At 72.8% G+C, this 23,028-nt stretch carries 14 protein-coding genes and 1 pseudogene; 7 read left to right on the forward strand and 8 right to left on the reverse strand.

The window, feature by feature from the left end; all coding sequences use genetic code 11:
- Positions 1 to 44: 44 nt before the first annotated feature.
- The 6 genes and pseudogenes from OG352_RS39255 to OG352_RS39280 all read right to left on the reverse strand — a co-directional run bounded on the left by OG352_RS39255 (position 45) and on the right by OG352_RS39280 (position 14,478).
- Entirely contained in the window at positions 45 to 1,106 is a 1,062-nt protein-coding gene (locus tag OG352_RS39255) for an AfsA-related hotdog domain-containing protein (protein ID WP_329223548.1), read from the reverse strand.
- Positions 1,103 to 2,566: an NAD(P)/FAD-dependent oxidoreductase gene (locus tag OG352_RS39260; protein WP_329223550.1), complete on the reverse strand. Its 1,464-nt coding sequence runs from the start codon at positions 2,564 to 2,566 to the stop codon at positions 1,103 to 1,105. The genes OG352_RS39255 and OG352_RS39260 overlap by 4 nt, the downstream gene beginning before the upstream one ends.
- Positions 2,563 to 3,579: a 3-oxoacyl-ACP synthase III family protein gene (locus tag OG352_RS39265; RefSeq protein WP_329223552.1), complete on the reverse strand. Its 1,017-nt coding sequence runs from the start codon at positions 3,577 to 3,579 to the stop codon at positions 2,563 to 2,565. Before OG352_RS39265 ends, OG352_RS39260 begins: the two co-directional genes overlap by 4 nt.
- Complete coding sequence (locus tag OG352_RS39270; RefSeq protein WP_329223554.1) at positions 3,561 to 7,499, reverse strand: type I polyketide synthase; 3,939 nt, start codon at positions 7,497 to 7,499, stop codon at positions 3,561 to 3,563. The genes OG352_RS39265 and OG352_RS39270 overlap by 19 nt, the downstream gene beginning before the upstream one ends.
- Before the next feature lie 3 nt (positions 7,500 to 7,502).
- Positions 7,503 to 13,490: pseudogene (locus OG352_RS39275) on the reverse strand (SDR family NAD(P)-dependent oxidoreductase); the annotation flags it as partial.
- Between the two features lie 136 nt (positions 13,491 to 13,626).
- A complete protein-coding gene (locus tag OG352_RS39280) occupies positions 13,627 to 14,478 on the reverse strand; it encodes an alpha/beta fold hydrolase (protein ID WP_329223557.1) in 852 nt (283 codons plus the stop codon).
- Between the two features lie 415 nt (positions 14,479 to 14,893).
- Here OG352_RS39280 and OG352_RS39285 point away from each other — a divergent pair, with 415 nt between their 5' ends.
- The 5 genes from OG352_RS39285 to OG352_RS39305 are packed head-to-tail and all read left to right on the forward strand — an operon-like array spanning position 14,894 to position 19,362.
- The gene (locus OG352_RS39285; protein ID WP_329223558.1) at positions 14,894 to 15,145 is read left to right on the forward strand and encodes an acyl carrier protein; all 252 of its coding nucleotides are present in this window, start codon (positions 14,894 to 14,896) and stop codon (positions 15,143 to 15,145) included.
- Positions 15,142 to 16,008 (forward strand): cyclopropane-fatty-acyl-phospholipid synthase family protein, encoded by an 867-nt coding sequence (locus OG352_RS39290; RefSeq protein ID WP_329223560.1) that lies wholly within the window; start codon positions 15,142 to 15,144, stop codon positions 16,006 to 16,008. The genes OG352_RS39285 and OG352_RS39290 overlap by 4 nt, the downstream gene beginning before the upstream one ends.
- Before the next feature lie 34 nt (positions 16,009 to 16,042).
- Positions 16,043 to 17,368 (forward strand): NAD(P)/FAD-dependent oxidoreductase, encoded by a 1,326-nt coding sequence (locus tag OG352_RS39295; RefSeq protein WP_329223562.1) that lies wholly within the window; start codon positions 16,043 to 16,045, stop codon positions 17,366 to 17,368.
- Positions 17,365 to 18,402: an SDR family oxidoreductase gene (locus OG352_RS39300; protein WP_329223563.1), complete on the forward strand. Its 1,038-nt coding sequence runs from the start codon at positions 17,365 to 17,367 to the stop codon at positions 18,400 to 18,402. Before OG352_RS39295 ends, OG352_RS39300 begins: the two co-directional genes overlap by 4 nt.
- A gap of 45 nt (positions 18,403 to 18,447) precedes the next feature.
- Positions 18,448 to 19,362 (forward strand): SDR family NAD(P)-dependent oxidoreductase, encoded by a 915-nt coding sequence (locus OG352_RS39305; RefSeq protein WP_329223565.1) that lies wholly within the window; start codon positions 18,448 to 18,450, stop codon positions 19,360 to 19,362.
- 113 nt (positions 19,363 to 19,475) lie between these two features.
- Here OG352_RS39305 and OG352_RS39310 read toward each other — a convergent pair whose 3' ends face one another.
- Together OG352_RS39310 and OG352_RS39315 are read right to left on the reverse strand one after the other, a co-directional pair.
- Positions 19,476 to 20,282 carry a 4'-phosphopantetheinyl transferase family protein gene (locus OG352_RS39310; RefSeq protein ID WP_329223567.1) on the reverse strand — a complete coding sequence of 269 codons (807 nt, stop codon included), beginning with the start codon at positions 20,280 to 20,282 and terminating at the stop codon, positions 19,476 to 19,478.
- A 10-nt stretch (positions 20,283 to 20,292) separates the two neighbouring features.
- On the reverse strand, positions 20,293 to 20,610 hold the full coding sequence (locus OG352_RS39315; RefSeq protein ID WP_329223569.1) for a helix-turn-helix domain-containing protein: 318 nt from the start codon (positions 20,608 to 20,610) through the stop codon (positions 20,293 to 20,295).
- A gap of 842 nt (positions 20,611 to 21,452) precedes the next feature.
- Between OG352_RS39315 and OG352_RS39320 the strand changes: the two genes are divergently transcribed.
- Both OG352_RS39320 and OG352_RS39325 read left to right on the forward strand, forming a co-directional pair.
- Positions 21,453 to 22,430: a beta-ketoacyl-ACP synthase 3 gene (locus OG352_RS39320; protein WP_443072464.1), complete on the forward strand. Its 978-nt coding sequence runs from the start codon at positions 21,453 to 21,455 to the stop codon at positions 22,428 to 22,430.
- A 251-nt stretch (positions 22,431 to 22,681) separates the two neighbouring features.
- Positions 22,682 to 23,002 (forward strand): hypothetical protein, encoded by a 321-nt coding sequence (locus tag OG352_RS39325; protein ID WP_329224170.1) that lies wholly within the window; start codon positions 22,682 to 22,684, stop codon positions 23,000 to 23,002.
- Positions 23,003 to 23,028 lie beyond the last annotated feature (26 nt).

The following is a 23,028-nucleotide window of genomic DNA, read 5'->3' on the forward strand; positions in this document are numbered from 1 at the left end:
CGCCGGTTTCCTGAGCTTTCACCCGTGTGTGCAACTGCCATGGATCAGACTCCGTGCGCTCGCGCGGTCGATTGGGGACGCGGGGCCGCGTCGGGAAGCAGGTCGATGCGGCCCTCGACGATCGGTTTGCCGAACTGCCGCAGGACCACGGCCACCGGGATGCGGCCGTCCGCGCCGGGGGCGCCGACCTCCGCCTCGTGGACCAGGTCGGCCTCGAACTCGGCGAAGTCCAGGAAGGCCGCCTCGCAGCCGACGGCGAGGGCGTGCGGGGTGGCCATCGCCCCGGCCCGGCAGGCCGCGGCCACGGCGGCCTGCCGCATGCCCTCGACCATCAGGGGGCCCGGCACATGGTCGTACTCGTGGTCGAAGAAGGCGGGGTGGTGCGGGTCGGCCGCCAGCAGGAAGCGGGACGCGCCGCCGTCGTCGGGCCCGTCGTCCGTCCGCGCCTCCTGTCCCGGCAGGCCGATGACGACGTTCCGCGGGTTCTCGCGCCCCACCTCGCCGGCGTCGAGCCGCCGTGCCGGGGTCAGGCGGGCGTCGGCCACCGGCTTCTGCGCCCGCTGGAAGGCCCGGAAGACGTCGTAGTCCTCCTGCGACATGAAGGCGAGCACCGCGCTCAGGGCCATCGCCGGGCGTCCGCCGATCTCCATGACGCCCTCGAGGACCATGCTCACCACGTCGGAGCCCTTGCCCTCGCGTTCGGCGACCCGGTAGTGCACGTAACCCTGGAGCGCCGACGTCCCGTCGTGGGCGTACGCCTGCGGGTCCGTCACCCGCAGCGTGATCCGCTGGAGGCTGAAGGGCAGCCCGACGGGCACCCCGACATGGCGGTGCAGCAGCACGAAGATGGACTGCCGCGCGGCCTCCGCCGACGCGAACGGGTCGTGGAAACCGGCCCGTTGGTCCGACCAGAGGCTGTGGGCGCGGGGGATCTGGAAGGAGAGGTGGAAATCGTCGTCGGACCCCTGCGCGGAGTCGGTGACGAACACCTCGCCGATCTGCCTGCGGTGGGCGAGGGAACGGGGCACCGTCTGCTCGAAGGCCAACTCGACGCCCGGGGGCGGCAGTTGGCCGCGCGCGGCGGTGTACGGGATCGTGCTGGTCATCGGCTCAGCTCCGGTTCGGGCGTGTCCTGCTGTACGGGGCGCGGCTCCGGGCCGCTCTGGAAGACGGGCTTGCGCATCGCGTTCCTGCGCCGGATCTCGGTGGTCGCGAGCCGCCCCAGCTCGCCGAGCGTGGCGCTGCGTTGGCCGGGGGCGCGCAGCAGATGCCCGCTCGTGGCGCCGAGCACCCGCGCCGGGGTGAGGACCTCCAGGACGGAGGCCCGGTGGCTCAGCAGGTTCAGGACGCCGTCGACCTTGCCGCGCGCGTGCAGCCCGCGCACGACCCGCGGGACGAGGCCCGCGATGGGTCCGGCCACGCCGAGATCCGCGGCCAGGCCGTAGTACTCGGCGTACGTGCGGTCCCGCCAGCGGCCGAACTCCGCGACGGCGCGGTCGAGCCGGACGCCCGACCCGATGGCGTCACCGACCGCGTCGGCGAGCCGCTGCGCCTGGTGGAAGGCGTCGCCGATGCCGCGCCCGCCCGCCGGGTCCTTGAAGTGCCCGGCGTCGCCGAGCAGCACCCAGCCGGCGCCCGCCGCCTCGCGGAAGTAGCCGAAGAAGCGCCGGATGCCGTAGATCCTGCTCGCCCTGGTGGCGCCCGAGAGGGCCTCGGCGATCGGCGCGCAGCGCATCGCGTGGGCGCGCACGGAGCCGTCGAGGTCGGCGCGGAAGCTCTCCCGCTCGTGCTGCTGCGGGGAGACGCCCACGATGTAGAGGCCGTTGTCGGCGGGGCCGCCCAGCATGTGCCGGTCGCCCCAGCGGTGGAAGACGAAGGTCGGCCGCGGACCGGTGTCCGCGCCCTCGAAGTACGTCCAGTAGTAGCTGCGTTCGCCGGGACTCACGTGGTACATGCGGGACCCGCACGCCTCGGCGACCTTCGAGGTCCGCCCGTCCGCGCCGACCACCAGGCGGGCCCGCAGCCGCGTCTCGACGCCGCCCGACACCGCCCGGACCCCCGTGACGCGGCCGCCCTCACGGATCACCCCGACGACCCGGGTGCCCAGCCGTACCTCGGCGCCGGACGTGCGGGCCGCGTCCACCAGGAGCGGGTCGAGGACCTCGCGGCGGATGCACGCCGCGCCGCCCACGTCGCCGGGCTCCTGCGGGAACGCCGCCACGCAGCGGAACTCCTCCAGGCGCATGTCGACGTGGCTCATGGTGGTGGCCCCGGCCTCGCGCAGCCGCTCCATCACGCCGAGGCGGTTCAGGAACGCCAGGGAATCGGCCTGGAGGATGTTCGAGGAGAGGGTCGAGCGGATCTCGGTGGCCTGGTCGAGCACGGCGACCCGCAGACCGCGGCGCGCGAGGAGCGCGCCGAGCGTGGCCCCGGCACAGCGCGCGCCGACGATGATCACGTCGAACTCCGCGGTCCCGCCGGGGCGTTCTGCCGCACCGGACCGCTCTGCCGCGTCGAACCGGTCGTTCTCGGCGGACTTCCCGGCCCGCTCGGACGGCTCGCTCATGAGGCGCCGTTCCAGCGCACCGCCGCGGCGGCGGCGAAGTCACCGGCGTGCGCGAACCCCGACATCACCACGAGGTCGCCGTCGCGCAGGTCTCCGGCGCGGGCCGCCCGGTCGAGGGTGACGGGCACGGCGGCGCCGTACAGGTTCCCGTAGCGGTCGAAGGTGTCCAGGTGCCGCGCCTCGTCCAGTTTCAGGGCCTGGCGCCAGTTCTTCAGGAAGATCCGGTTCGGCTGGTTGGTGACGAGCACGTCGATGTCGGACGGCTGCTCCCCGAGGTCCGAGCAGAGCTTCCCGACGAGCTCGGGCACGAGGGTGTTCCCGCGCTGGAGGATCTCCGTCGTCTTAGCGGCGTCGAAGCCGATGTCCATCTGGCCCTCGCCCGGCTCCCAGTACCTGCGCCCGTCCGGGGTCTTGATGCCGAGGTCCACCGAGTACGCGGGGATGCTGCGGGTCCGTACCCCGAGGAGCGGCGAGCCCGCGCCGGCCTCCAGGTAGGCCACGCCGCAGCCGTCGCCCGGGATCGGCGCGTGCGACAGCTTGCGCACGTCGGACTGGGCGAACATCTGGCCCGCGGTGTTCTGCACGTTGGCGATCAGCGCGGTGCGTGCCGCTCCGTCGGCCATGATCTTCTGGGCCAGCGAGAGCATGTACGGGAACGAGGCGCAGCCGCCGTTGTGCAGGTCCACGATCCACTCGGGATCGATGCCGAGGGCGTGCGCGGCCTGGGCGCCGACGCCCATGAACGGCTCGTCCGGCAGCAGCACGTTCGTCAGCAGCACGTCGACCTGGCCCGCGGGCCCCTTGCCGAGGCGCTCGAAGAGCGGCCGGGCCGCCTTGGCGATCATGTCGGCGGCTCGCTCGCCGGGGGCGACGTGGTGCCGGGTCGGGGGCACGCGGAACAGCGGGGTGTTGGCGAGCGGGTCCACCGGGGCGTCCTCGTCCAGGAAGAACTCGGGCCCCACCACCTTCTCGGGCAGATAGCTCCCGAAGTCGACTATGCCGACGGGCTGCATGACAGTTCCTTTCGAAGCCATTCCTCGACGGTGCGTGCCGTGTGAGCGGCGTGCTCCTCGAGGAGCGAGAAGTGGTCGCCGGTGACGGGCGTGACGGTGTCCGCGGCCTGCCAGAGCCGCCAGGCCGCGCCGTCCGGCGCGTCGGGCCCCCGCTCGGCGGTCAGGAGCAGCGCGGGCGCCGTCAGCGGGTCGGCCGCCCAGTCGTCGAAGAGCCGCAGATAGCCGCCCATGGCCAGCACGACGTCGTCGTCGATGTCGGCGGGCGCGCCGTCCCGGGCGAGGATGCGGCCCATCGCCCAGGCGAACACCGCTTGCTGCTGGACGGGTTCGGGTTCGTACGTGTCGATCAGCACGACCCCTTCGACGCGGTGCCCGGCGCGCTCCAGTTGCGCGGCGGCGGCGTGCGCGAGGGCGCCGCCGATGGAGTGCCCCGCGAGGACCAGCGGGGCACCGCCCGCGGTGTGCAGCGCGGCGGCGGCCAGGCTGTCGACCGCCGCCCGCCACGAGCCGGGCAGCAGCGGCGAGGTGCCGAAGCCGGGCAGGGTGAGCGCGGACATCCGCGGCCGGTGGGTGAATCCGGCGGCGAACCGGGCGAACTGGTGCGGGCCCGACCCGGCCAGGAAGGACGGCACGCAGACCACGGCGGGCGCAGCGGGTCCGTCGGAGAGCAGCACGGACTCCGGCGGGACCGCGGGCCGTTCGGCCGTGGCGAAGGCGGGCCGGTCCGCGGCGGCCGCCCGCAGCAGCGGTACGGCGTCACCGAGTCGCCCTCGCCGGTGCAGGTCCCTGAGCAGGTCGGCGGGGTCGCTCGGGGTGCTCGGGGCGAGCAGCGGGCGCAGGTGCTCGGCGAGGGCCGCCGGGGTGGGGTGGTCGACCAGGAGGGTGGCCGGAAGGTCGAGGCCGGTGACCGTGGCCAGGCGCCGCTGGAAGCGGACGGCGCCGAGCGAGTCGATGCCGAGCTCCAGCAGCGTCAGGTCCGGGTCGATCTGCGCGCCGTCCTCGTATCCGAGGACGTGGGCCGCCTGGGTGCGGACCAGCCCGAGGACGTCCTGCTCGTGGTCCGCCCGCTCCGGCTCGTCCGGGTTCGGCTGTTCCCGCCCGGCCGGTGCCGGAGCCGCCCGGTCCGCGGACGGGCCGGGATCCGTGCCCCGCACGGTCTGCGGCACGTCGATCCAGTGGCGGCGCGGCTGGAAGGCGTACGTCGGGAGCGGCACCCGGCGAGCCGCGTCCCGGGGAAGGAGAGCCGCGAGGTCGCCGCACGCGCCGTGCGTGTGCAGCTCGGCGAGCGCGGTCATGAGCGCGGCGGGCTCGGGCACGCGCCCGTCGAGGGCGGGAGCGAGCACCGCGGACCCCGGGTCGCGCAGGCACAGCCGGGTCATCGAGGTCAGCACACCGCTCGGCCCGAGCTCCAGGAACGCCGTCGCCCCCGCGCCCTCCAGGCGGCGTACCCCGTCGTGGAAGCGGACGGGGCGCTCGGCGTGGCGGACCCAGTAGTCGGGCGTGGCCAGGTCGGTCGCAGCGGCGAAGGTCCCCGTCACGTTCGAGACGATCGGCAGGGTCGGCGCGTGGTAGCTCAAGCCGCCCGCGACGGCCGCGAGTTCCTCCAGCATCGGCCGCATCAGAGGCGAGTGGAAGGCATGGCTGACGCGCAGCGGGCGGGTGCGGCGGCCCTGCTCCTGCCACGCTCGCAGCCAGGCCGCGAGGGGGTCGGCGGCACCGGACACGACGACCGAGCGGGGCCCGTTCACGGCGGCCACGGCCAGCCGGTCGTCGCCGCGCAGGCTCTCCAGGACCTCGTCCTCCGCCGCCTCCACGGCGACCATCGCGCCGCCCTCCGGCAGGGCCTGCATGAGCCTGCCGCGCGCGGCGACCAGGGTGCTCGCGTCGGCCAGGGACAGCACCCCGGCGACATGCGCGGCGGACAGCTCGCCGATCGAGTGGCCCAGCAGGAAGTCCGGTGTGAAGCCCCAGGACTCGACGAGACGGTAGAGGGCCACCTCCAGGGCGAACAGGGCCGGCTGCGTCCAGCCCGTGCGGTGCAGCAGCTCCGCCTCGGGGGTGCCGTCGGGGGCGTCCATCACCTGACGCAGGGGCAGGTCCAGATGCCGGTCGAGCTCGGCGCAGGCCGCGGCCAGGGCATCGGCGAACACCGGGTGGGCGGCGGCGAGTCCGCTGCCCATGCCGGCCCGCTGGGACCCCTGCCCGGAGAAGAGGAAGGCGGTTTTGCGTGACCGCGCCGCCACTCCCAGGGCGGCGTTGCCCGGCAGTTCCCCCGCGCCGACGGCGGCCAGTCCTGTGAGGAGTTCGGTGCGGGTGGTGCCGGTGAGGGTGGCGCGGTGGTCGAAGTGGGCGCGGGTGTGGGCGAGGGCGGCGCCGATCTGGGTGGGGGTGGCGTGCGGTTGTGCGGTGGTGAGGTGGGTGTGGAGGCGGCGGGCCTGGGCGCGCAGGGCGGCCGGCGTCTTGGCGGACAGCAACCACGGCACCACCGGCAGCGCCTCAGGCTCCGGCCCCGCCCCGGCGTCGGGGGACGCGTCGAGCGGTGCCTCCTCCACCACGACGTGCGCGTTGCTGCCGCTGATGCCGAAGGCCGACACCCCGGCCCGGCGGACCCGTTCGCCGCGCGGCCACGGGGTGGCCTCGGTCAGCAGGGAGATACCGCCGCCGGACCAGTCGGCCTTGGGCGTGGGCCGGTCGACGTGCAGGGTCCGGGGCAGTACTTCGTGACGGAGTGCCTGCACCGTCTTGATCAGTCCGCCGACGCCCGCGGCGGCCTGGCTGTGCCCGATGTTGGACTTCAGCGAGCCCAGCCGCAGCGGGTGCGCGCCGGTCCGCTCGCGGCCGTAGACGGCCGTGAGGGCGTCGATCTCGATGGGGTCGCCGAGCGTGGTGCCGGTGCCGTGCCCCTCGACCGCGTCGATGTCGTCGGGACGCAACCGCGCCGCGGCGAGCGCCTGCGTGATCACGCGCTGCTGGGAGCCGCCGTTCGGGGCGGTCAGGCCGTTGCTGGCGCCGTCCTGGTTGACCGCGGAGCCCGTGATGACCGCCAGGACATGGTGGTTGTTGCGGCGGGCCTCGCTGAGGCGCTCCAGCAGGACGACTCCGACCCCCTCGCCCCAGCCGGTGCCGTCGGCGGCCTCCGCGTACGAACGGCACCTGCCGTCCGGCGAGAGCGCGCGCTGCCTGCTGAACTCGGTGAAGGTGCCCGGTGTGGACATCACCGTCACGCCGCCCGCCAGGGCCAGCGAACACTCGTCGTGACGCAGCGCCTGCACCGCCAGGTGCACGCCCACCAGCGACGACGAACAGGCCGTGTCGACGGTGAGGGCCGGACCCTCGAACCCCAGCACGTACGAGACGCGACCGGAGAGCACGCTGCCCGCCGAGCCGATGCCCCAGTAGCCCTCCAGCTCCTCCGGGCCCGACCGCGCCAACTGCGCGTAGTCCTGGCCCGTCGTCCCCACGAACACACCCGTCCGGGAGCCGCGCAGGCCGCCCGGGTCGATGCCCGCGTCCTCCAGGGACTCCCAGACGGTCTGCAGGAGCAGCCGCTGCTGCGGGTCCATCGCCAGGGCCTCGGTGCGGCCGATGCCGAAGAACTCCGCGTCGAACTCCGTCGCCCCGTCCAGGAACCCGCCGGCCCTGGCGTACGTCGTGCCGGGATGGTCCGGGTCGTCGTGGAAGAGCCGGTCCAGGTCCCAGCCCCGGTCCGCGGGGAAGTCCGCGACCACGTCGCGCCCGGCGGCCACCAGGTCCCACAGGTCGTCGGGGGAGGTCACGCCGCCCGGATACCGGCAGGCCATGCCCACCACCGCGACCGGCTCGTACGCGCGCTGTTCGACCTGCCCCAACTGCTCACGGGTGGCCTGCAGTTCGGCGGTGACGCGTTTGAGGTACCGCAGTGTCCTGTCGTCGTCCGGCATGATTCAGCCCAATCCCAGGTCGTTGTCGATCAGGTCGAACAAGTCGTCGGCGGACGCTTCCTCGATGCGCTCCCTGCGCAGGCCGCCGCCGTCCTCGCCGCCCCTGCCGTCGAGTGCCGCGAGCAGGGACCGCAGCCGCGTGCGGACGGCCGCCACGTCGGACTCGGCGACCGACGGGAGCAGCCCGGCGAGGCGGTCCAGATCCGCGTGCACACCGGGCGCCGCCGCCTCCTCCTGCGTCCCGGCGCCGTGCTCGTCGAGCAGCGTGCGCAGGTGCGCGGCGAGCGCGGGAACCGTCGGGTGGCCGAACACCAGGGTGGACGGCAGGCTGAGGCCGGTCACCTGGCTCAGCCGGTTGCGCAGCCGCACCGCGCCCAGGGAGTCCAGGCCCAGTTCCTTGAAGGGACGCTCCGGGTCGACCGCGCCCGCGTCCTCGTACCCGAGGACCACGGCGACCTCCGCGGCGACCGCCGCCAGCACCAGCGCGTCCCGCTCCTCGGGCGCGGCGGCCGCGAGGCGCGCGGGCAGCGCCGCGCCCGACCGGCCCGCGGGCCCCTGCGCGGCCGGCACCAGGGCCCGCAGCACGGCGGGCAGCGAGCCCTCGCGGGCCTGGGCACGCAGGGCGCCCAGGTCGAGCCGGGCGGGCAGCAGCAACGCGTCCTGCGTGCCGTGCACCGCGTCGAACAGGCGCAGCCCCTCGTCGGTGGCGAGCGGCGCCAGCCCCGACCTGCCCAACTGGGCCACCTCGGCGTCCCCGAGGTGCCGGGTCATGTCGCTCGTCTCCTCCCACAGGCCCCAGGCCAGCGAGAGACCCGGCAGCCCCTGGGCGCGCCGCCACTGCGCGAACGTGTCGAGGAACGTGTTGGCCGCCGCGTAGTTGCCCTGTCCCGGGCCGCCGATGGTGCCCGCGACCGAGGAGAACAGGACGAACGCGGCGAGCGGCACGGACTCGGTCAGCTCGTGCAGATGCAGGGCCGCGTCCACCTTGGGCGCCAGCACGCGGTCCAGCCGCTCGGGCGTCAGCGCCTCCAGGAGGCCGTCGTCGAGCGCCCCCGCGGAGTGGACGACGGCGGTCAGCGGATGCGCGGCGTCGACCGACGCGAGGAGCGCCGCCGTCGCCGACCGGTCCGAGACGTCGCAGGCCGCGACGGTGACCTGGGCGCCGAGGCCGGCCAGTTCGGCCGTCAGCTCCGACACGCCTTCGGCGTCCCGGCCGCGACGGCTGGCCAGGAGCAGGTGCCGCGCGCCCCGTTCGGCGGCGAGATGCCGGGCCAGGTGGGCGCCGAGTCCGCTGGTCCCCCCGGTGATCAGGACCGTGCCGTCCGGGTCGAAGGGGAGCGGCCCGCCGGAGGCGCCCCGGACACGGACGGCACGGGGGATGTGGAGCACGCCGTCGCGTACGGCGACCTGGGGCTCCCCGGCGGCGAGCGCGACCGGCAGGACGCGCGCGGGATCGTCGGAGGCGTCGCCGGCCAGATCGACGAGCGTGAAGCGGCCGGGGTGCTCGGACTGCGCGGTACGCACCAGCCCCCACAGCGGCGCGAGGTCGGGGGCGACGGCCGCGCCGGGAGCGGTGGCCACGGCGTCCCGGGTGACCAGCACCAGACGCGCGTCGGCGAACCGCTCGTCGGCCAGCCAGCCGCGCAGCAGGGCGAGGGTGTGGTGGGCGCGGGCGCGGGCCGCCTCCGCGGTGGGCGTGCCGTGCGCCGCGGGCACGAGCACGACGACGGTGTCCGGCACGGGTCCGCCCGCGTCGAGCGCGGCGGCGAGTTGAGGGAGGCCGGGGTAGGTGGGGAGGGACGGGGCGGTGGCGCCGGCCCCGGCGACCGAGCCGCTCACGGCATCCGGATGCGCCATCGTCGTCCCGTCCTCGGCCAGGACCGCCCAGCGTCCGGACACGGGGCCCGGGGCGGGGTCCGGGACCGGTGCCGCCTGCCAGTCCACGCGGAAGAGGGAGTCGGCCGGCCCGCGTGCGCCGAGCAGGCGGGCCGGGGCCACCGGGCGGGCCACGACCGAGTCGACGGTGACCACCGGGGCGCCTGCCGCGTCCACCGCGGACATCCGTACGGTGCCCTCGCCGAGTGTGGTGAGGGACACCCGCAGGTGCGTGGCGCCCGGCCGGACGACGCGCACACCGGACCAGGTGAACGGCAGCCAGGCCTGCCCGGACGCTCCGTCGGCACCGGCCAGTTCGGTCAGCTGGGCGTGGAAGGCGGCGTCGAGCAGGGCCGGGTGCACCCCGTACCCCTCGGCGCTCCCGCCGCCCCCGGCCGCCGCGGCGTCCACCTCGGCGAGGAGCACACCGTCGCGCCGCCAGGCCGCGCGCAGCCCGCGGAAGACGGGCCCGTAGCCGAAGCCCCGGTCGGCGAGCCGGTCGTAGAGGCCGTCGACGTCCAGCGGGTCGGCGCCCGACGGGGGCCAGGAGACGGGAGCGGGGGAGGCGTCGCCGTGCGCCGGGGCGGGCGCGAGGAAGCCGCCTGCGTGCCGCGTCCATTCGTCGCCGCCCGCCGCGTCGGCCGGCCGGGAGTGGACCGTCACCGGCCGCCGTCCTCGGGCGTCCGGGGCCCCGACCGACGCCTGGAGGTCGACGGCGCTCTCGTCGGGGAGCACCAGGGGCTCCTCCAGCGTCAGCTCCTCGACCACGTCGCAGCCGACGTGCGAGGCGGCGAGGACGGCCATGTCCACGAAGGCGGTGCCCGGCAGCAGGACTGTGCCGTAGACCGCGTGGTCGTCCAGCCAGCCGTGCGTGCCCCGCGAGACGCGCCCGGTGAACAACCACCCGCTGCCGTCGGCGCGTTCGGCTCCGGCGGTCAGGAGCGGGTGACCGGTGGAGCGCAGTCCCGCGTCCCCGACGTCGCCCGCGGCGGGCCGGGGCGCCGCCCAGTAGCGCGTCGGCTCGAAGGCGTACGTGGGGAGTTCGACGTCACGCGCGGCGGCCGGGTCGAACACCGCGTCCCAGTCCACGGGCACTCCGTGGGCGTGCGCGGCGGCCAGCGAGGCGGTGAACTGTGCCTGTTCCTGCTCGCGCCGGGCCGAGCCGAGGACGGCCGCGGCGGCCCGGCCGCTCCCGCCTTCCCGTCCCCCTGCCGCCTCCACCGTCTGCTCCACCGCGAAGGTGAGGATCGGGTGCGGACTCATCTCGACGAACGTGGTGTGCCCCTGGTCGAGCAGCGCGCGGACGACCTCCTCGAACCGCACGGTCCGGCGCAGGTTCCGGTACCAGTAGTCGGCGTCGAGGCCGCTGGTGTCGAACTCGCCCGCGGTGACCGTGGAGTGGAAGCGCACTGCCGCGGAGCGCGGCGCGACCGGCGCCAGGACCTCGGCCAGACGCTCCTTGATCGACTCGACCTGGGGGGAGTGCGAGGCGTAGTCGACGGGGACCCGCCGGGCCCAGATGTCCTCGGCGGCGCAGCGGGCGAGCAGCCCGTCCAGCGCGTCGGAGTCTCCCGAAACCGTCATGGAGGAGGGGCCGTTGACGGCGGCGACGGATATGAGTCCGTCCCAGTCCTCCAGGAGCGGCAGCAGCCGCTCGGGCGACGCCGTCACCGACGCCATGCCGCCCCGCCCGTCCATCTCCGCGATGGCCTTGCTGCGCAGCGCCACGACGCGGGCGGCGTCCTGGAGCGAGAGACCTCCGGCGACGTACGCGGCGGCTATCTCGCCCTGCGAGTGCCCGACCACGGCGTCCGGGTGCACGCCGTGGTGGCGCCAGAGCGCGGCGAGCGCCGCCATCACTGCGAACAGCGCGGGCTGTACGACGTCCACCCGGTCCAGCGGCGGAGCACCGGGAGCACCGCTGAGGACCTCGTCGAGCGAGAAGTCGGTGTAGGGCGCGAGCGCGGCGGCGCAGGCGCTGAGCTCCTCGGCGAACACCGGGTGGGCGGCGGCGAGTTCACGGCTCATGCCGATCCACTGGGAGCCCTGGCCGGGGAAGACGAAGACGGTCTTTCCGGTACGGGCGTGGGCCCGGGTGACCTGATCCGCCTCATCGCCCCGGGCGACGGCGGCCAGTCCTGTGAGGAGTTCGGTGCGGGTGGTGCCGGTGAGGGTGGCGCGGTGGTCGAAGTGGGCGCGGGTGTGGGCGAGGGCGGCGCCGATCTGGGTGGGGGTGGCGTGCGGTTGTGCGGTGGTGAGGTGGGTGTGGAGGCGGCGGGCCTGGGCGCGCAGGGCGGCCGGCGTCTTGGCGGACAGCGACCACGCCACCACGGGAGGCGTCGCCAAGGGGCTGGGGGAGGAGGGGAGTTCGGGTCGTGGCGTCCGGGCCTCGGGCGCGGGCGTCTCCGCCTGCATGGCGGGTGCCTCCTCCACGAGGACGTGCGCGTTGGTGCCGCCCACGCCGAAGGCCGACACCCCGGCCCGGCGGACCCGCTCGCCGCGCGGCCACGGGGTGGCCTCGGTCAGCAGGGCGACGCCGCCGCCGGACCAGTCGGCCTTGGGCGTGGGCCGGTCGACGTGCAGAGTCCGGGGGAGCACCTCGTGGCGCAGCGCCTGGATCATCTTGATCAGTCCGCCGACGCCTGCCGCGGCCTGGCTGTGCCCGATGTTGGACTTCAGCGAGCCCAGCCGCAGGGGCGCTCCGGCGGGGCGGTCCTGGCCGAAGACGGCCGTGAGGGCGTCGATCTCGATGGGGTCGCCGAGCGTGGTGCCGGTGCCGTGCCCCTCGACCGCGTCGATGTCGCGGGGGCGCAGACCGGCGTCGGCGAGCGCCCGGGTGATGACGCGCTGCTGGGAGCCGCCGTTCGGGGCGGTGAGGCCGTTGCTGGCGCCGTCCTGGTTGACCGCCGTGCCCGGGATGAGGGCGAGGACGCGATGGTTGTTGCGGCGGGCCTCGCTGAGGCGCTCCAGGAGGAGGACGCCGATGCCCTCGGCCCAGCCGGTGCCGTCGGCGGCCTCCGCGTACGAACGGCACCTGCCGTCCGGTGAGAGCGCGCGCTGCCTGCTGAACTCGGTGAAGACCTTCGGCGTGGCCATCACAGTGGCGCCGCCCGCCACGGCGAGCGTGCACTCGCCCCGGCGCAGGGCCTGCACCGCCAGGTGCACGCCCACCAGCGACGACGAACAGGCCGTGTCGACGGTGAGGGCCGGGCCCTCGAAGCCGAAGGCGTAGGCGACCCGGCCCGACAGGACGCTGCCCGCGGAGCCGATGCCCCAGTAGCCCTCCAGGTCGCCGGGGCCGGACCGCGCCACGTTCTCGTAGTCCTGGCCGCTGCTGCCCACGTACACGCCGGTCCGCGACTTCTTCAGGCGGCCGGGGTCGATGCCCGCGTTCTCCAGGGACTCCCAGACGGTCTGCAGGAGCAGCCGCTGCTGCGGGTCCATCGCCAGTGCCTCGCGGCGCGAGATGCCGAAGAACTCGGCGTCGAAGTCGGCGACCGGGTCGAGGAATCCGCCGGTGCGGGCGTAACTGGTGCCGGGCTGCTCGGGGTCGGCGCAGAAGAGGCCGTCGAGGTCCCAGCCCCGGTCGCGGGGGAAGTCCGAGACGGCGTCGCGCCCGGTGGCCGCCACCTCCCACAGGCCGGCGGCGGAGGTCACGCCGCCCGGGTAACGGCAGGCCATGCCCACGACGGCGATGGGGTCGTCGCCGGAGTCCGGGCCCGCGCCCTCCGCTTCCGGGGCGTCGTCCTCGGGGTGCGCGAAGCCGAGCAGGCCGAGCAGGTGCTCCGCCACGGCGGCCGCCGTCGGGTGGTCGAAGAGCAGGGTGAGCGGCAGTTCGAGGCCGGTGGCCTGGCTCAGCCGACTGGTCAGCTCCACGGCCGCGAGGGAGTTGTAGCCGTAGTCGCGGTAGGCCTTCTCCGGGTCGACGTCGAGCGGGTCCGTGCCCGCCAGGCCTGCGGTCTCCTCACGGACCAGGTCGAGCAGGGCCGCCGGGCGGCGGTCGGCCGGCAGCCCGGCCAGGCGCCCCGCCAAGCCCTCGGCCGGCCCGGACTCCCCGGCCCGCACCTCCTCGGCCGGCCCTGATCGCCGGGTCCGCTCGTTCATCGGGTCAGCCATGCAGTCCTCCACGTCGTGCTCCCTGCGCCCTGCGCCTCGCCGCCGCTCCCGCGTACGGGATGCGGCCACAGAGTTCCGTCGTCCGCCCTGGTGAAAGGCCGTCATCCTGCTGGGAGGCCCTCTTCCAGGGAGCCTCCTACGAGGAGGTGGTCTTGCCCGTCAGGAGGAAGGACCGGATGTGCGCGCTGAGCTGTTCGGGCTGGTCCTCGGGAATGAGGGTGTAGCTGTCTTCGATCTCGACGAGTTGGCCCTGGGGCAGCAGCTCGGCGAGCTTGCGCCCGTGCTCGGGCGGCATCACCTTGTCCTCGGCGGCCCACACCACGAGCGCGGGCCGGTCGAAGTCGCTCAACTTCGCTGCCCAGTCGAGCAGTTCACTCTTCGGCGGCACCCCGAGCACGTACTTGCGCAGGTCGCGGCGGATCTCCTTGGAGGTCCACAGCGGTTCGAACCAGGCGTTCATCACCTCGTGCGGGACCGGCCGCTTGCTCATCCAGCCCCAGGTCATGGGCAGTCGGCGCATCGGCTTCCACTTCAGCAGCTTGAAGGCGAAGTTGATGCCGCCCGGCAGCTTCGCCGAGGTGAAGAGGTTGCTTCCGGGCAAGCCCGGCGGGAAGTTGTCGAACGCCTCGCACGAGGTGATGACGAGGCGCCCGATGCGCTCGTCCCTGCCCTCGGAGACCAGGGCCTGCGCACCGCCCCAGTCGCTCATCACCAGCGTGACGTCACGCAGGTCGAGCCGGTCGAGGAACTCCGCGACCAGCCGGGCCACGCCCGCGATCGACAGGTCCGCGTCCGGCTTCATCGGCCGGCGGTGACCACCCAGGGGCAACGTCGGCACCACGCACCGGAATTCGGAACGCAGCGGGGCCACCACGTTCCGCCACAGGGAGCCGTCCATCGCGACGCCGTGCAGCAGGACCACGACCGGCCCCTCGCCGCCGGTGTCCTGATACTCCACCGTGCCGGCCGAAAGGTCTATTAAAGCCATTTCACATCTCCTCGGAGCTGTACGGGTTGGGGAGGCCGCGAAGCGGTGCCCGCACCGGACGCAACAGTCGATGCCTAGTTGGACGGCGTGGCGGCTGCCCGGACGGATGAGCCGAGGCAAGCAAAACATCTCAGACTCATTTTCGCCACCAACAAGTTTGAGCAAGAACGATCATTGCCCTTAAGGGCAATAGTCGGCCGTCGGCCGTCTGGGTACCGTGGCAACTCCCGTGCCGGAGCCGTCCACAGCAAGGTGAAGGACGAGTGTACGGACGAGGTGCGCCGTGCGGCTTCAGCCCGCGGCCCCAGGGGCCATTACTCCGGAAATCCCACCCTCGATCCCCTGGCGCAGCGGCCGGATCGCGGGCTCATAGAACTTCTGTCATCCCATCACCGTGCATCGGAAAGGCTCTCCCGTGATCACTGCTGAAGAAGTATGTGGCCGAATCGCCAAGAAGCTCGGAAGCAAGGCGAATTCGTACACTCTGAACGAGGACACCGCTTTTGACTCCGTGGGCCTGTCGAGCCTGCAGATCGCCGACATCGTCTACACCATCGAGGACGACCTCGACATCGAATTCGACGAGAGCAAGGCCGCGAGCGTGAAGACGGTCGCGGACCTGGTGAAGCTCGCCGAGGAGACCCAGCAGGGCAGCGCAGTCGCGTGACGACCATCGATTACCAGGGTGCGACCGCAGAGTCCATCAAGCATCACTACGACGTCTCCAACGACTTCTTCGCGCTGTGGCTGGACAAGGACCTCACGTACACGTGTGCGCTGTGGGACGAGGGCGACACGCTGGAAAGCGCCCAGCAGCGCAAGCTCGACTATCTGATCGAGGGCGCGCGGGCGGCCGGCGCGCGCCGCGTCCTCGACGTCGGCTGCGGCTGGGGAAGCCTGCTCGAACGGCTGGTCGGCACGCACGGCGTGCAGCAGGCCGTCGGCCTCACGCTCAGCGACAGCCAGGCGGAACGCCTGCGTGAGCTGGCGCTCGAGCGCACCGAGGTGCGGGTGGAGAACTGGCTCGACCACGAGCCCACCGAGCAGTACGACGCGATCGTCTCCATCGGCGCCTTCGAGCACTTCGCGCGCACCGGCCTGTCCCGTGCCGAGCGGGTCGCCGCGTACCGCGAGTTCTTCGAGCGCTGCCGCGCCTGGCTGCCCAAGGGCGGCAGGCTCGCGTTGCAGACGAACATCAAGGGAAACAACGTCCAGATGGACAAGCAGACCGTGCGGGACCTGCTCTTCATCATGGACATCATTTTCCCGGAGTCCGAGATTCCGGCGCTCTCCGAGGTTCTCGAATCGAGCGAGAGGTGCTTCGACGTCGTCCATCTGCGCAACGACCCGGATCACTACAGCCGCACCTGCCAGGAATGGTTCGACCGGTTGCGGGCCAACCGCGATCAGGCCGTGAAGGTGGCCGGCGAGGAAAACGTCGCCAACTACGAGCGGTATCTGAGCTCCACGGTCGGCCACTTCAAGAACCGTCATCTGGGCCTGTCGAGAATCATCCTCGAAGCCGTGTGACCGACAGCTCCACCGGATCTCGAGGAGCATTCAGTTGAATGCGTACAAGCACGTCGTCTACTGGCACGACACCGAAAAGGTCACCGTCGAGGACCCTCTCCGGGAATCCGTCGACTGCGACGTCTGCATCGTCGGCGGCGGTTTCACGGGACTCTGGACCGCCTACTTCCTCAAAGAGGCCGAGCCCGCGCTCGACATCCGCATCGTCGAGGCGAACCACTCCGGCTACGGCGCCTCGGGCCGCGCCGACGGATTCGTCACGCCGACCATCGGCAAGGACATCCAGGAACTGGTCAAGGAATTCGGTCTCCAGCGCGCGCTCGACGCGTCGAAGGCGGTCGGCCGGTCGATCCTGGAAATCGGCAGGTTCGCCCGCAGGAACCGCGTCGACGCCGAGTACGAGGCCAACGACTACCTGATGGTGGCCACCAACGCCGGCCAGCTCAAGCGGCTGGAGCACGACCGGGCTCTCGCCGAGCAAATGGGCGCCGCGCAGGCGGAGATCCTCGGGCGCGAGGAGAGCCAGGCCATCATCGGTTCGCCCGCGGCGCTCGGCAGCATGCGCACCGGCGGCGCGCTCGTGAACCCCTTCAAACTCGCCCGCGGCATCGCCCGCGTGGTGCGCGAGAAGGGCGTGACGATCTACGACAACTCGCCTTGCCTGCGCGTGGAGCCGGGGGCGCGGCCGACCGTCGTGACGGCCGGCGGGCAGGTCAAGGCCGACAAGGTCGTCCTGGCCACCAACGTTCACATGGACGCCTTCCCGCAGTTCCGCAGGAAGGTCATCCCGATCTGGACGTACGCGATGGTGAGCGAACCGCTCACCGACGCACAGCTGGGACGCGTGAACTGGGAGGGGCGCGAGGGCCTGGTCGAGGCCAAGTCCCTGCTGACCTGCGCCCGTTTCACACACGACAACCGCATCATGTTCGCCGGCGGCCCCGCTCTGTATTACTACGGCAGGGACAAGCGGCAGCGGAACATGAACCGGCCCGAGGCCTACCGGGAGATCCAGCGGGAGTTCCTGCGGTTCTTCCCGATGTGGAGCGACGTGGAGTTCAGCTACGCGTACGGCGGGACCGCCGATATCGTCCGTGACTTCGCCCCGCACTTCGGCAGGCTCGACGGCGGCAACATCCTGTACGGGTACGGCTATTGCGGCAACGGCATCGCGGCCACCCACACGGGCGGCAAGGTCCTGCGCGACCTCACGCTCGGCAAGGACACGGACTACTCGCGGCTGCTCTTCGTGGACGACGAGCGGCGCAAGCCGCCCGCCTCCTTCCCGCCCGACCCGTTCCTGTTCGTCGGCACCCGTGCCATGACACGTCTGATGGACTGGGAGGACTCCCGCGCATGAGCCGCATCGTGAGCGGAGGGAGCGGCGCGGGCGTTCGCCCCACCGTCCTCCTGACCGGCGCGTCCGGAGTCGTCGGACGCTCCCTTCTGCGGGAGCCGGACGGCCCGCGGTTCGTCGTCGCCACCCACAACACGTCGGTACCCGAGGCCGGGGACGCACGGGCGGTCCGCCTGGACATGACCGCGGAGCGATTCGGTCTCGACGAGGACAGCTACGCCGCCCTCGCCGCCGAGGTCGACGTCGTCATCCACTCCGCGGGCCTGACCGAGTGGGGCCTGCCCGCCGAGGACTACCGCCCGATCAACATCGAGGGCACCCGGCGGGTCGCGGAGTTCGCCGAACGGGCGGACGCCACCGTCCACTTCATGAGCACGGCGTTCGTCGCCGCGCTCGAGGACACCGCGCCCGTGCCGCTCGGCGCGGACAACGTCTGCCGCAACTACATCAGCTCCAAGCGCGAGGCGGAGCAGCTCCTGCGCGACAGCGGGGTGCGGCACACCATTTTCCGTCCCACCAACCTCATCGGCGACTCCACCACGGGCTGGACCTCGCAGGGCCAGATCGTGCAGCTGATGTCGGACTGGCTGGGCCGCGGCACGGCGCCCTTCATCCCGGCGCACCCGGGCATCCGGATGGACTTCGTCCCGCAGGACCTGCTGTCCAAGGCGGTTCTGCGCGCCGTCGAACTGGGCGACGACGCGGGCGAGTTCTGGGTGACGTACGGCCCGGAGGCCATGGACATCGAGTCCTGCCTGCGGGTGCTGGTCAAGCACGCTGCCGGGCGCGGGCGTTCGCTGACACCGCCGCCGGTGGTGAACGCGGACGAGCTCGCCCCGGACGCCATCGAGAACACCGCCCCGCGCAACCGCTCCTACCTGGCCGTCCTGCGCGACGTCAGCGAGGTCACCCGGTGCAGCGGCGGTGTGCTGCCCACCTCCATGCCCGAGTTGCGCGAGCGCTACGGCATTCCACAAGTCGATGACACGACGGCGTATCTGACGAGCCTGGAGTACGCCGCGGAACACCTCGGCTAGACCGAACGGTCGGTCCAAGCGGCCGGCGGAAGGAAGGACAGTGCTGTGAACGAGGACTGGAACTCGCCGGACCTGGGCGGCAAGGTGGCCGTGGTCACCGGCGCCAGCCGTGGCGTGGGCCGCGGCATCGCGCTCGCGCTCGGCGCCGCGGGCGCCACCGTGTACGTCACGGGCCGCAGCACTCGGGACGGCGCGCGCACCGAAGGACTGCCCGGCACGGTGGACACCACTGCCGAGGAGGTCACCGAGCGCGGCGGCAAGGGCATCGCGGTGCGCTGCGACCACGGAGTGGCCGCGGACAACGAGGCGCTCGCCGCCCGCATCCAGGCCGACCACGGCAGGTTGGACCTGCTGGTCAACAACGCCTGGGGAGGCTACGAACGCTCCTCCGAGGTCCGCTTCGACGCGCCCTTCTGGGACCAGCCGATGTGGCGCTACGGCCTGTTCGAGACGTCGCTGCGCGCGCAGTACGACGTCACCCGCCGGCTCGTCCCGCTCATGCTGCCGCAGGAGAGGGGCCTGGTCGTCGGCATCAGCTTCTCCGACGGCGACATCTACCTCGGCCAGGTCGGCTACGACGTCTTCAAGTCGGCCTCCGACCGCATGTGCAGGGGCTTCGCCGCAGACCTGCGCAAGAAGGGCGTCGCGGCGCTCTCCCTGCACCCGGGCTTCGTCCGTACGGAGCGGGTGGCGGCGGCCTGGGAGGCGATGGGCGACGGTCCCGCCTCGGTGGTCCACTCCCCGGAGTACGTGGGGCGGGCGATCGCGGCCCTGCTCGCGGACCCCGAGGTGATGGAGCGCACGGGCAAGGTGCTCAGCACCGGCGACCTGGCGGTCGAGTACGGCTTCGCCGACGTGGACGGACGGCAGCCGCCGGCGTTCCGCCTGGAAGGCCGGATGAGCCTGGCGACCCGGATGCACCGGCTCAACAAGGTGGTCAAGTCGGCGGCGGAGCAGTAGAGCGACCGGTCCGACGGCGTCGGGCCGGTCACGCTGTCCACCTCGGCCGGGCGCCTCGGCCACGTCTCCCACGCCGGCCGTCCGGAGGCGGGTCGTGCGCGCCCCCGCCCCAGTCACTCCAGCAGCAGTCGGGAGGTACGCATGGTGGGGAGCCGTCCCGTGGCGGGGCCCTGGAGACGCAGGGCGACGGCCGCGTGGCAGCCGTCGGGCGCGGGCACGTCGAGGAGGGCCCAGCCGTCGGGCACGGACGGTGCCCAGGGTGGGGCCAGTGCCGCGGCGAGGCCGACGTGATGGACGCCGACCCCGCCGGGCAGTCCGGTGCCGATCCCTTTGAGGAAGGCCTCCTTGCGCACCCAGCAACCGAGCAGCGCCTCCTGACGCACCGTCGGAGGCAGGGTGTCGAGGGCGCGTCGCTCGTCGGGGTGCAGGCGCCGGGCCATCCGTTCGAGGCTGTCGCCGGCCAGTTCCGGGGACTCGATGTCGGCCCCCACCGGCGAGGCGGCCAGTGCGTAGAGCGCGACGTCCCCGGCGTGCGAGAGCGAGAAGTGCACCCCGGGGTGATCGGCGACGGCGGGACGCCCGTGCGGCTTCTCGCAGCCGGGCATCCCGCACCGCTCGCGGACGAGGACGACGTCCTGTGGAGCGGTTCCGAGACGGGCGCCGAGCAGCACGCGCAGCCCCACGTGGGACGTGACGAAGCGTGTGCGTGCCGCGGGGTCCTGGAACCCGGCGGCACGCCTTGCCTCTTCGGCGTCAAGGATCCCGGCGCGCGCGGCGGCTGCCGCGGCGTGGTCCGGAATCCGCAGTGTCCACACGTCGACGGCGTCGGTCCTGTCCGCCCGGTCGAGCGGATCGTCCGTGTCGGTGTCATGAGGTCCGGGCGGCCTGCCCGCCGCCCCCACCGGAAGGGACTCAGTCATGAAAGCGCCGCTACGGCCTGTGGATGCCTTTCGGATCGAGCCGGAGGTCGTGAGACCACTCCGCCGAGAGGAGTGCGGCCTCCACCCGGGACCGCAGTCCCAGTTTCCTCGTGATGCTGGTCAGATGGGCCTTGACCGTCCGCTCCGCGATGCCGAGCCGGCGGGCGAGCTCCCGGTTCCCCTCACCGTCCGGCAGCACGCTGAACACTTCGAGCTCCCGGGGCGTCAGCACCCCCAGGGCGGACCGGTCCACCGATGCCAGACGGCCGCCACCGACCCCTATTCGTCCATTGACGCCTCCGTAGACCGGAAGCTTCTCCCCGTGCATGCGTTCTCCAACTCCTTGAGAAAGTCGTCGTCGCGGAAGGAATCGGATCGATTTGTTGTACACGAACGCGATTCCCCCTTCGACCCGACAGTAAATTCTGACAGCACCCGCATGGCCTGTCGCCGTTGTGACTTGCGTCACTCACGCTGCACTCGCCATGGCGAAGGGTCGTCAGTCGGACTGGATTCCCACTCGAATATACGTCGATCCGCTCAGCCGGGATCCACCGGTCCCTGTGTGGCAGCTGTGTTGCCGGGAGCAGGGAAGCGCCCTGTGACCTGCGGTGATAGGAGTTTTTGAGGCTTCCGGCACGCACGACACGCCGACGTCCCGAGACCTCCGGACCGTGGAGACACTGGGCAGGCCGACGGCTACCCAGTGCCCGCAACCGGACGCGCCGAGCCGGTGCGTCCGGGCCCGGGGAGCGTATGGCGAGCGGGTGGTTCCGTTCATGCTTTACCGGCGGGCTCGACGATCGTAATCATCACTGGTCCATCCCTCAACTCCCGGCGATCGCATGGGTGTTGGACATGACAGGGTGGCCCGGTCCGGTACCGTGGCGGTGGTCGCCGAGGGGCGGACGTGCGCCTTTCGATCCTCGTACAGAATTTGTCGCAGGGGTGGTGAAATGCAATCCGCACCGCAAAGACCCGGCCCTTCATCGAGTCCTCTCCGGTTCGCGGCCGTATCCGCATCCGAAGCCGGATGCGGACAAGGAAACTTTCAAGCCAGTGGAATTATCGATTCCGTGCAAAACACCGCCCCGCATTCAGGGCCCCGGAGGGCCGAATTTCCGGTGCCCGCCGGACCATCCGCCGCCGCAGACAGTTCGAGGTGACCGTATGTACTCCCATTCATCCGCTCTGGCCGGTTTCGACGCCGTGGCCGGTTCCCGGATCGCGGCCGTCGCCGGCTTCCGCCCGGAACGGGTCGTCGGCAACGAAGCACTGGGGAGGGGCCTCGGCGTCACGGCCGACTGGATCGAGCGGCGGGTGGGCGTCCGCGAGCGGCGGTTCGCCGGACCGGAGGAGACCGTCACGGGGATGGCCGCCGGCGCGGCGGCCAAGGCGCTCTCGGCGGCGGGTCTCGCCCCCGCAGACATCGACCTGCTGGTCCTGGCCACCTGCTCCATGCCGTCGCCCATGCCGAGCGGCGCGGCGTCCGTCGCGGCGCTCCTCGGTGTCCCGCACATCGCGGCCTTCGACGTCAACGCGGCCTGCGCGGGCTTCTGTTACGCCCTCGGCGTCGCCGACGGCCTCATCCGCTCCGGCACCAGCCGCCGCGCCCTGGTCATCGGGGCCGAGCGGATGACCGACTGGGTGGACCAGGAAGACGTGGACACCGCCACCGTCTTCGCCGACGGGGCCGGTGCCGCGGTCGTCGTCGCCGCGGAGCGGACGGGGATCCACCCGGTGGAGTGGGGCGGGGACGGCGACAAGGCCGAGCTGGTCGCCATCCCCGACCGGCACGGCAGCGTGACCATGCAGGGCCAGGCCGTCTACCGCTGGGTGACCTCGGAGCTGGCCGCGGTGGCGGCGGCGGCCTGCGCGCGCGCCGGAATCGCCCCGGCCGACCTCAAGGGCTTCGTGACGCACCAGGCGAACCTGCGGATGATCGAGCGTCTGGCGACGACCCTCGGCGCCACGAACGCCGCCGTGGCCCGGGACATCGTGGAGACCGGCAACACCTCGGCGGCCTCCGTGCCGTTGGCGCTGTCCCGGCTGATCGACCTCGGCCAGGTCCGGCCCGGTGACCCGATCCTGCTGATGGGCTTCGGCGCGGGCCTCAGCTACGCGGCACAGGTGATCGTCTGCCCCTGACGGGGGCGAGGCGACGCGGGCGGCCCGCATTGCCTCGGACGCGCGGCGGGAAAAAGCGCCGGGGCCGTCGACGGCCGGATGGTCGGGGCATGCCACCGGGGCCGGGAACCGTCAACAACTATCGGGGTGCAGCGCCTCAGTTGGCGGTGAGTCTGGTGCTGCGCGTATATGGCTTTGTGGGTTCAGGGACGCCGCCATAAGGTCACGGCATGTCTTTACGTCTTCGTCTGCGCCAAGCACTGCCGGAAGCGATGCGCGCCCGTGACAAGGTCGCGGTGAGTGCCCTGCGCGCGACACTTGCCGCGCTGGACAACGCCGAGGCGGTGCCCGTGGACGAAACTGAGCTCCGCGGCGTGGCCCTTGAACAGTCGCCGGTCGGTGTCGGCGTCACCGAAGCCGCGCGGTGCGAGCTGAGCGAGCGAGGTGTGGTGGAGGTCGTGCGCGCCGAGGCTGCCGAACGGCTGGAGGTCGCAGCGCAGTTGACCGCGCCCGCGCACGCTGACCGAGCCGCGCGGCTCCGCGCGGAGGCCGCCGTGCTGCATCGCTTCCTCGACGGTCCCGGCACCGCATAGGACACGGCGTCGTATCGCAGACGAAG

Origin of the sequence: Streptomyces sp. NBC_01485, from assembly GCF_036227125.1 — a bacterium.
GTDB lineage: Bacteria > Actinomycetota > Actinomycetes > Streptomycetales > Streptomycetaceae > Streptomyces.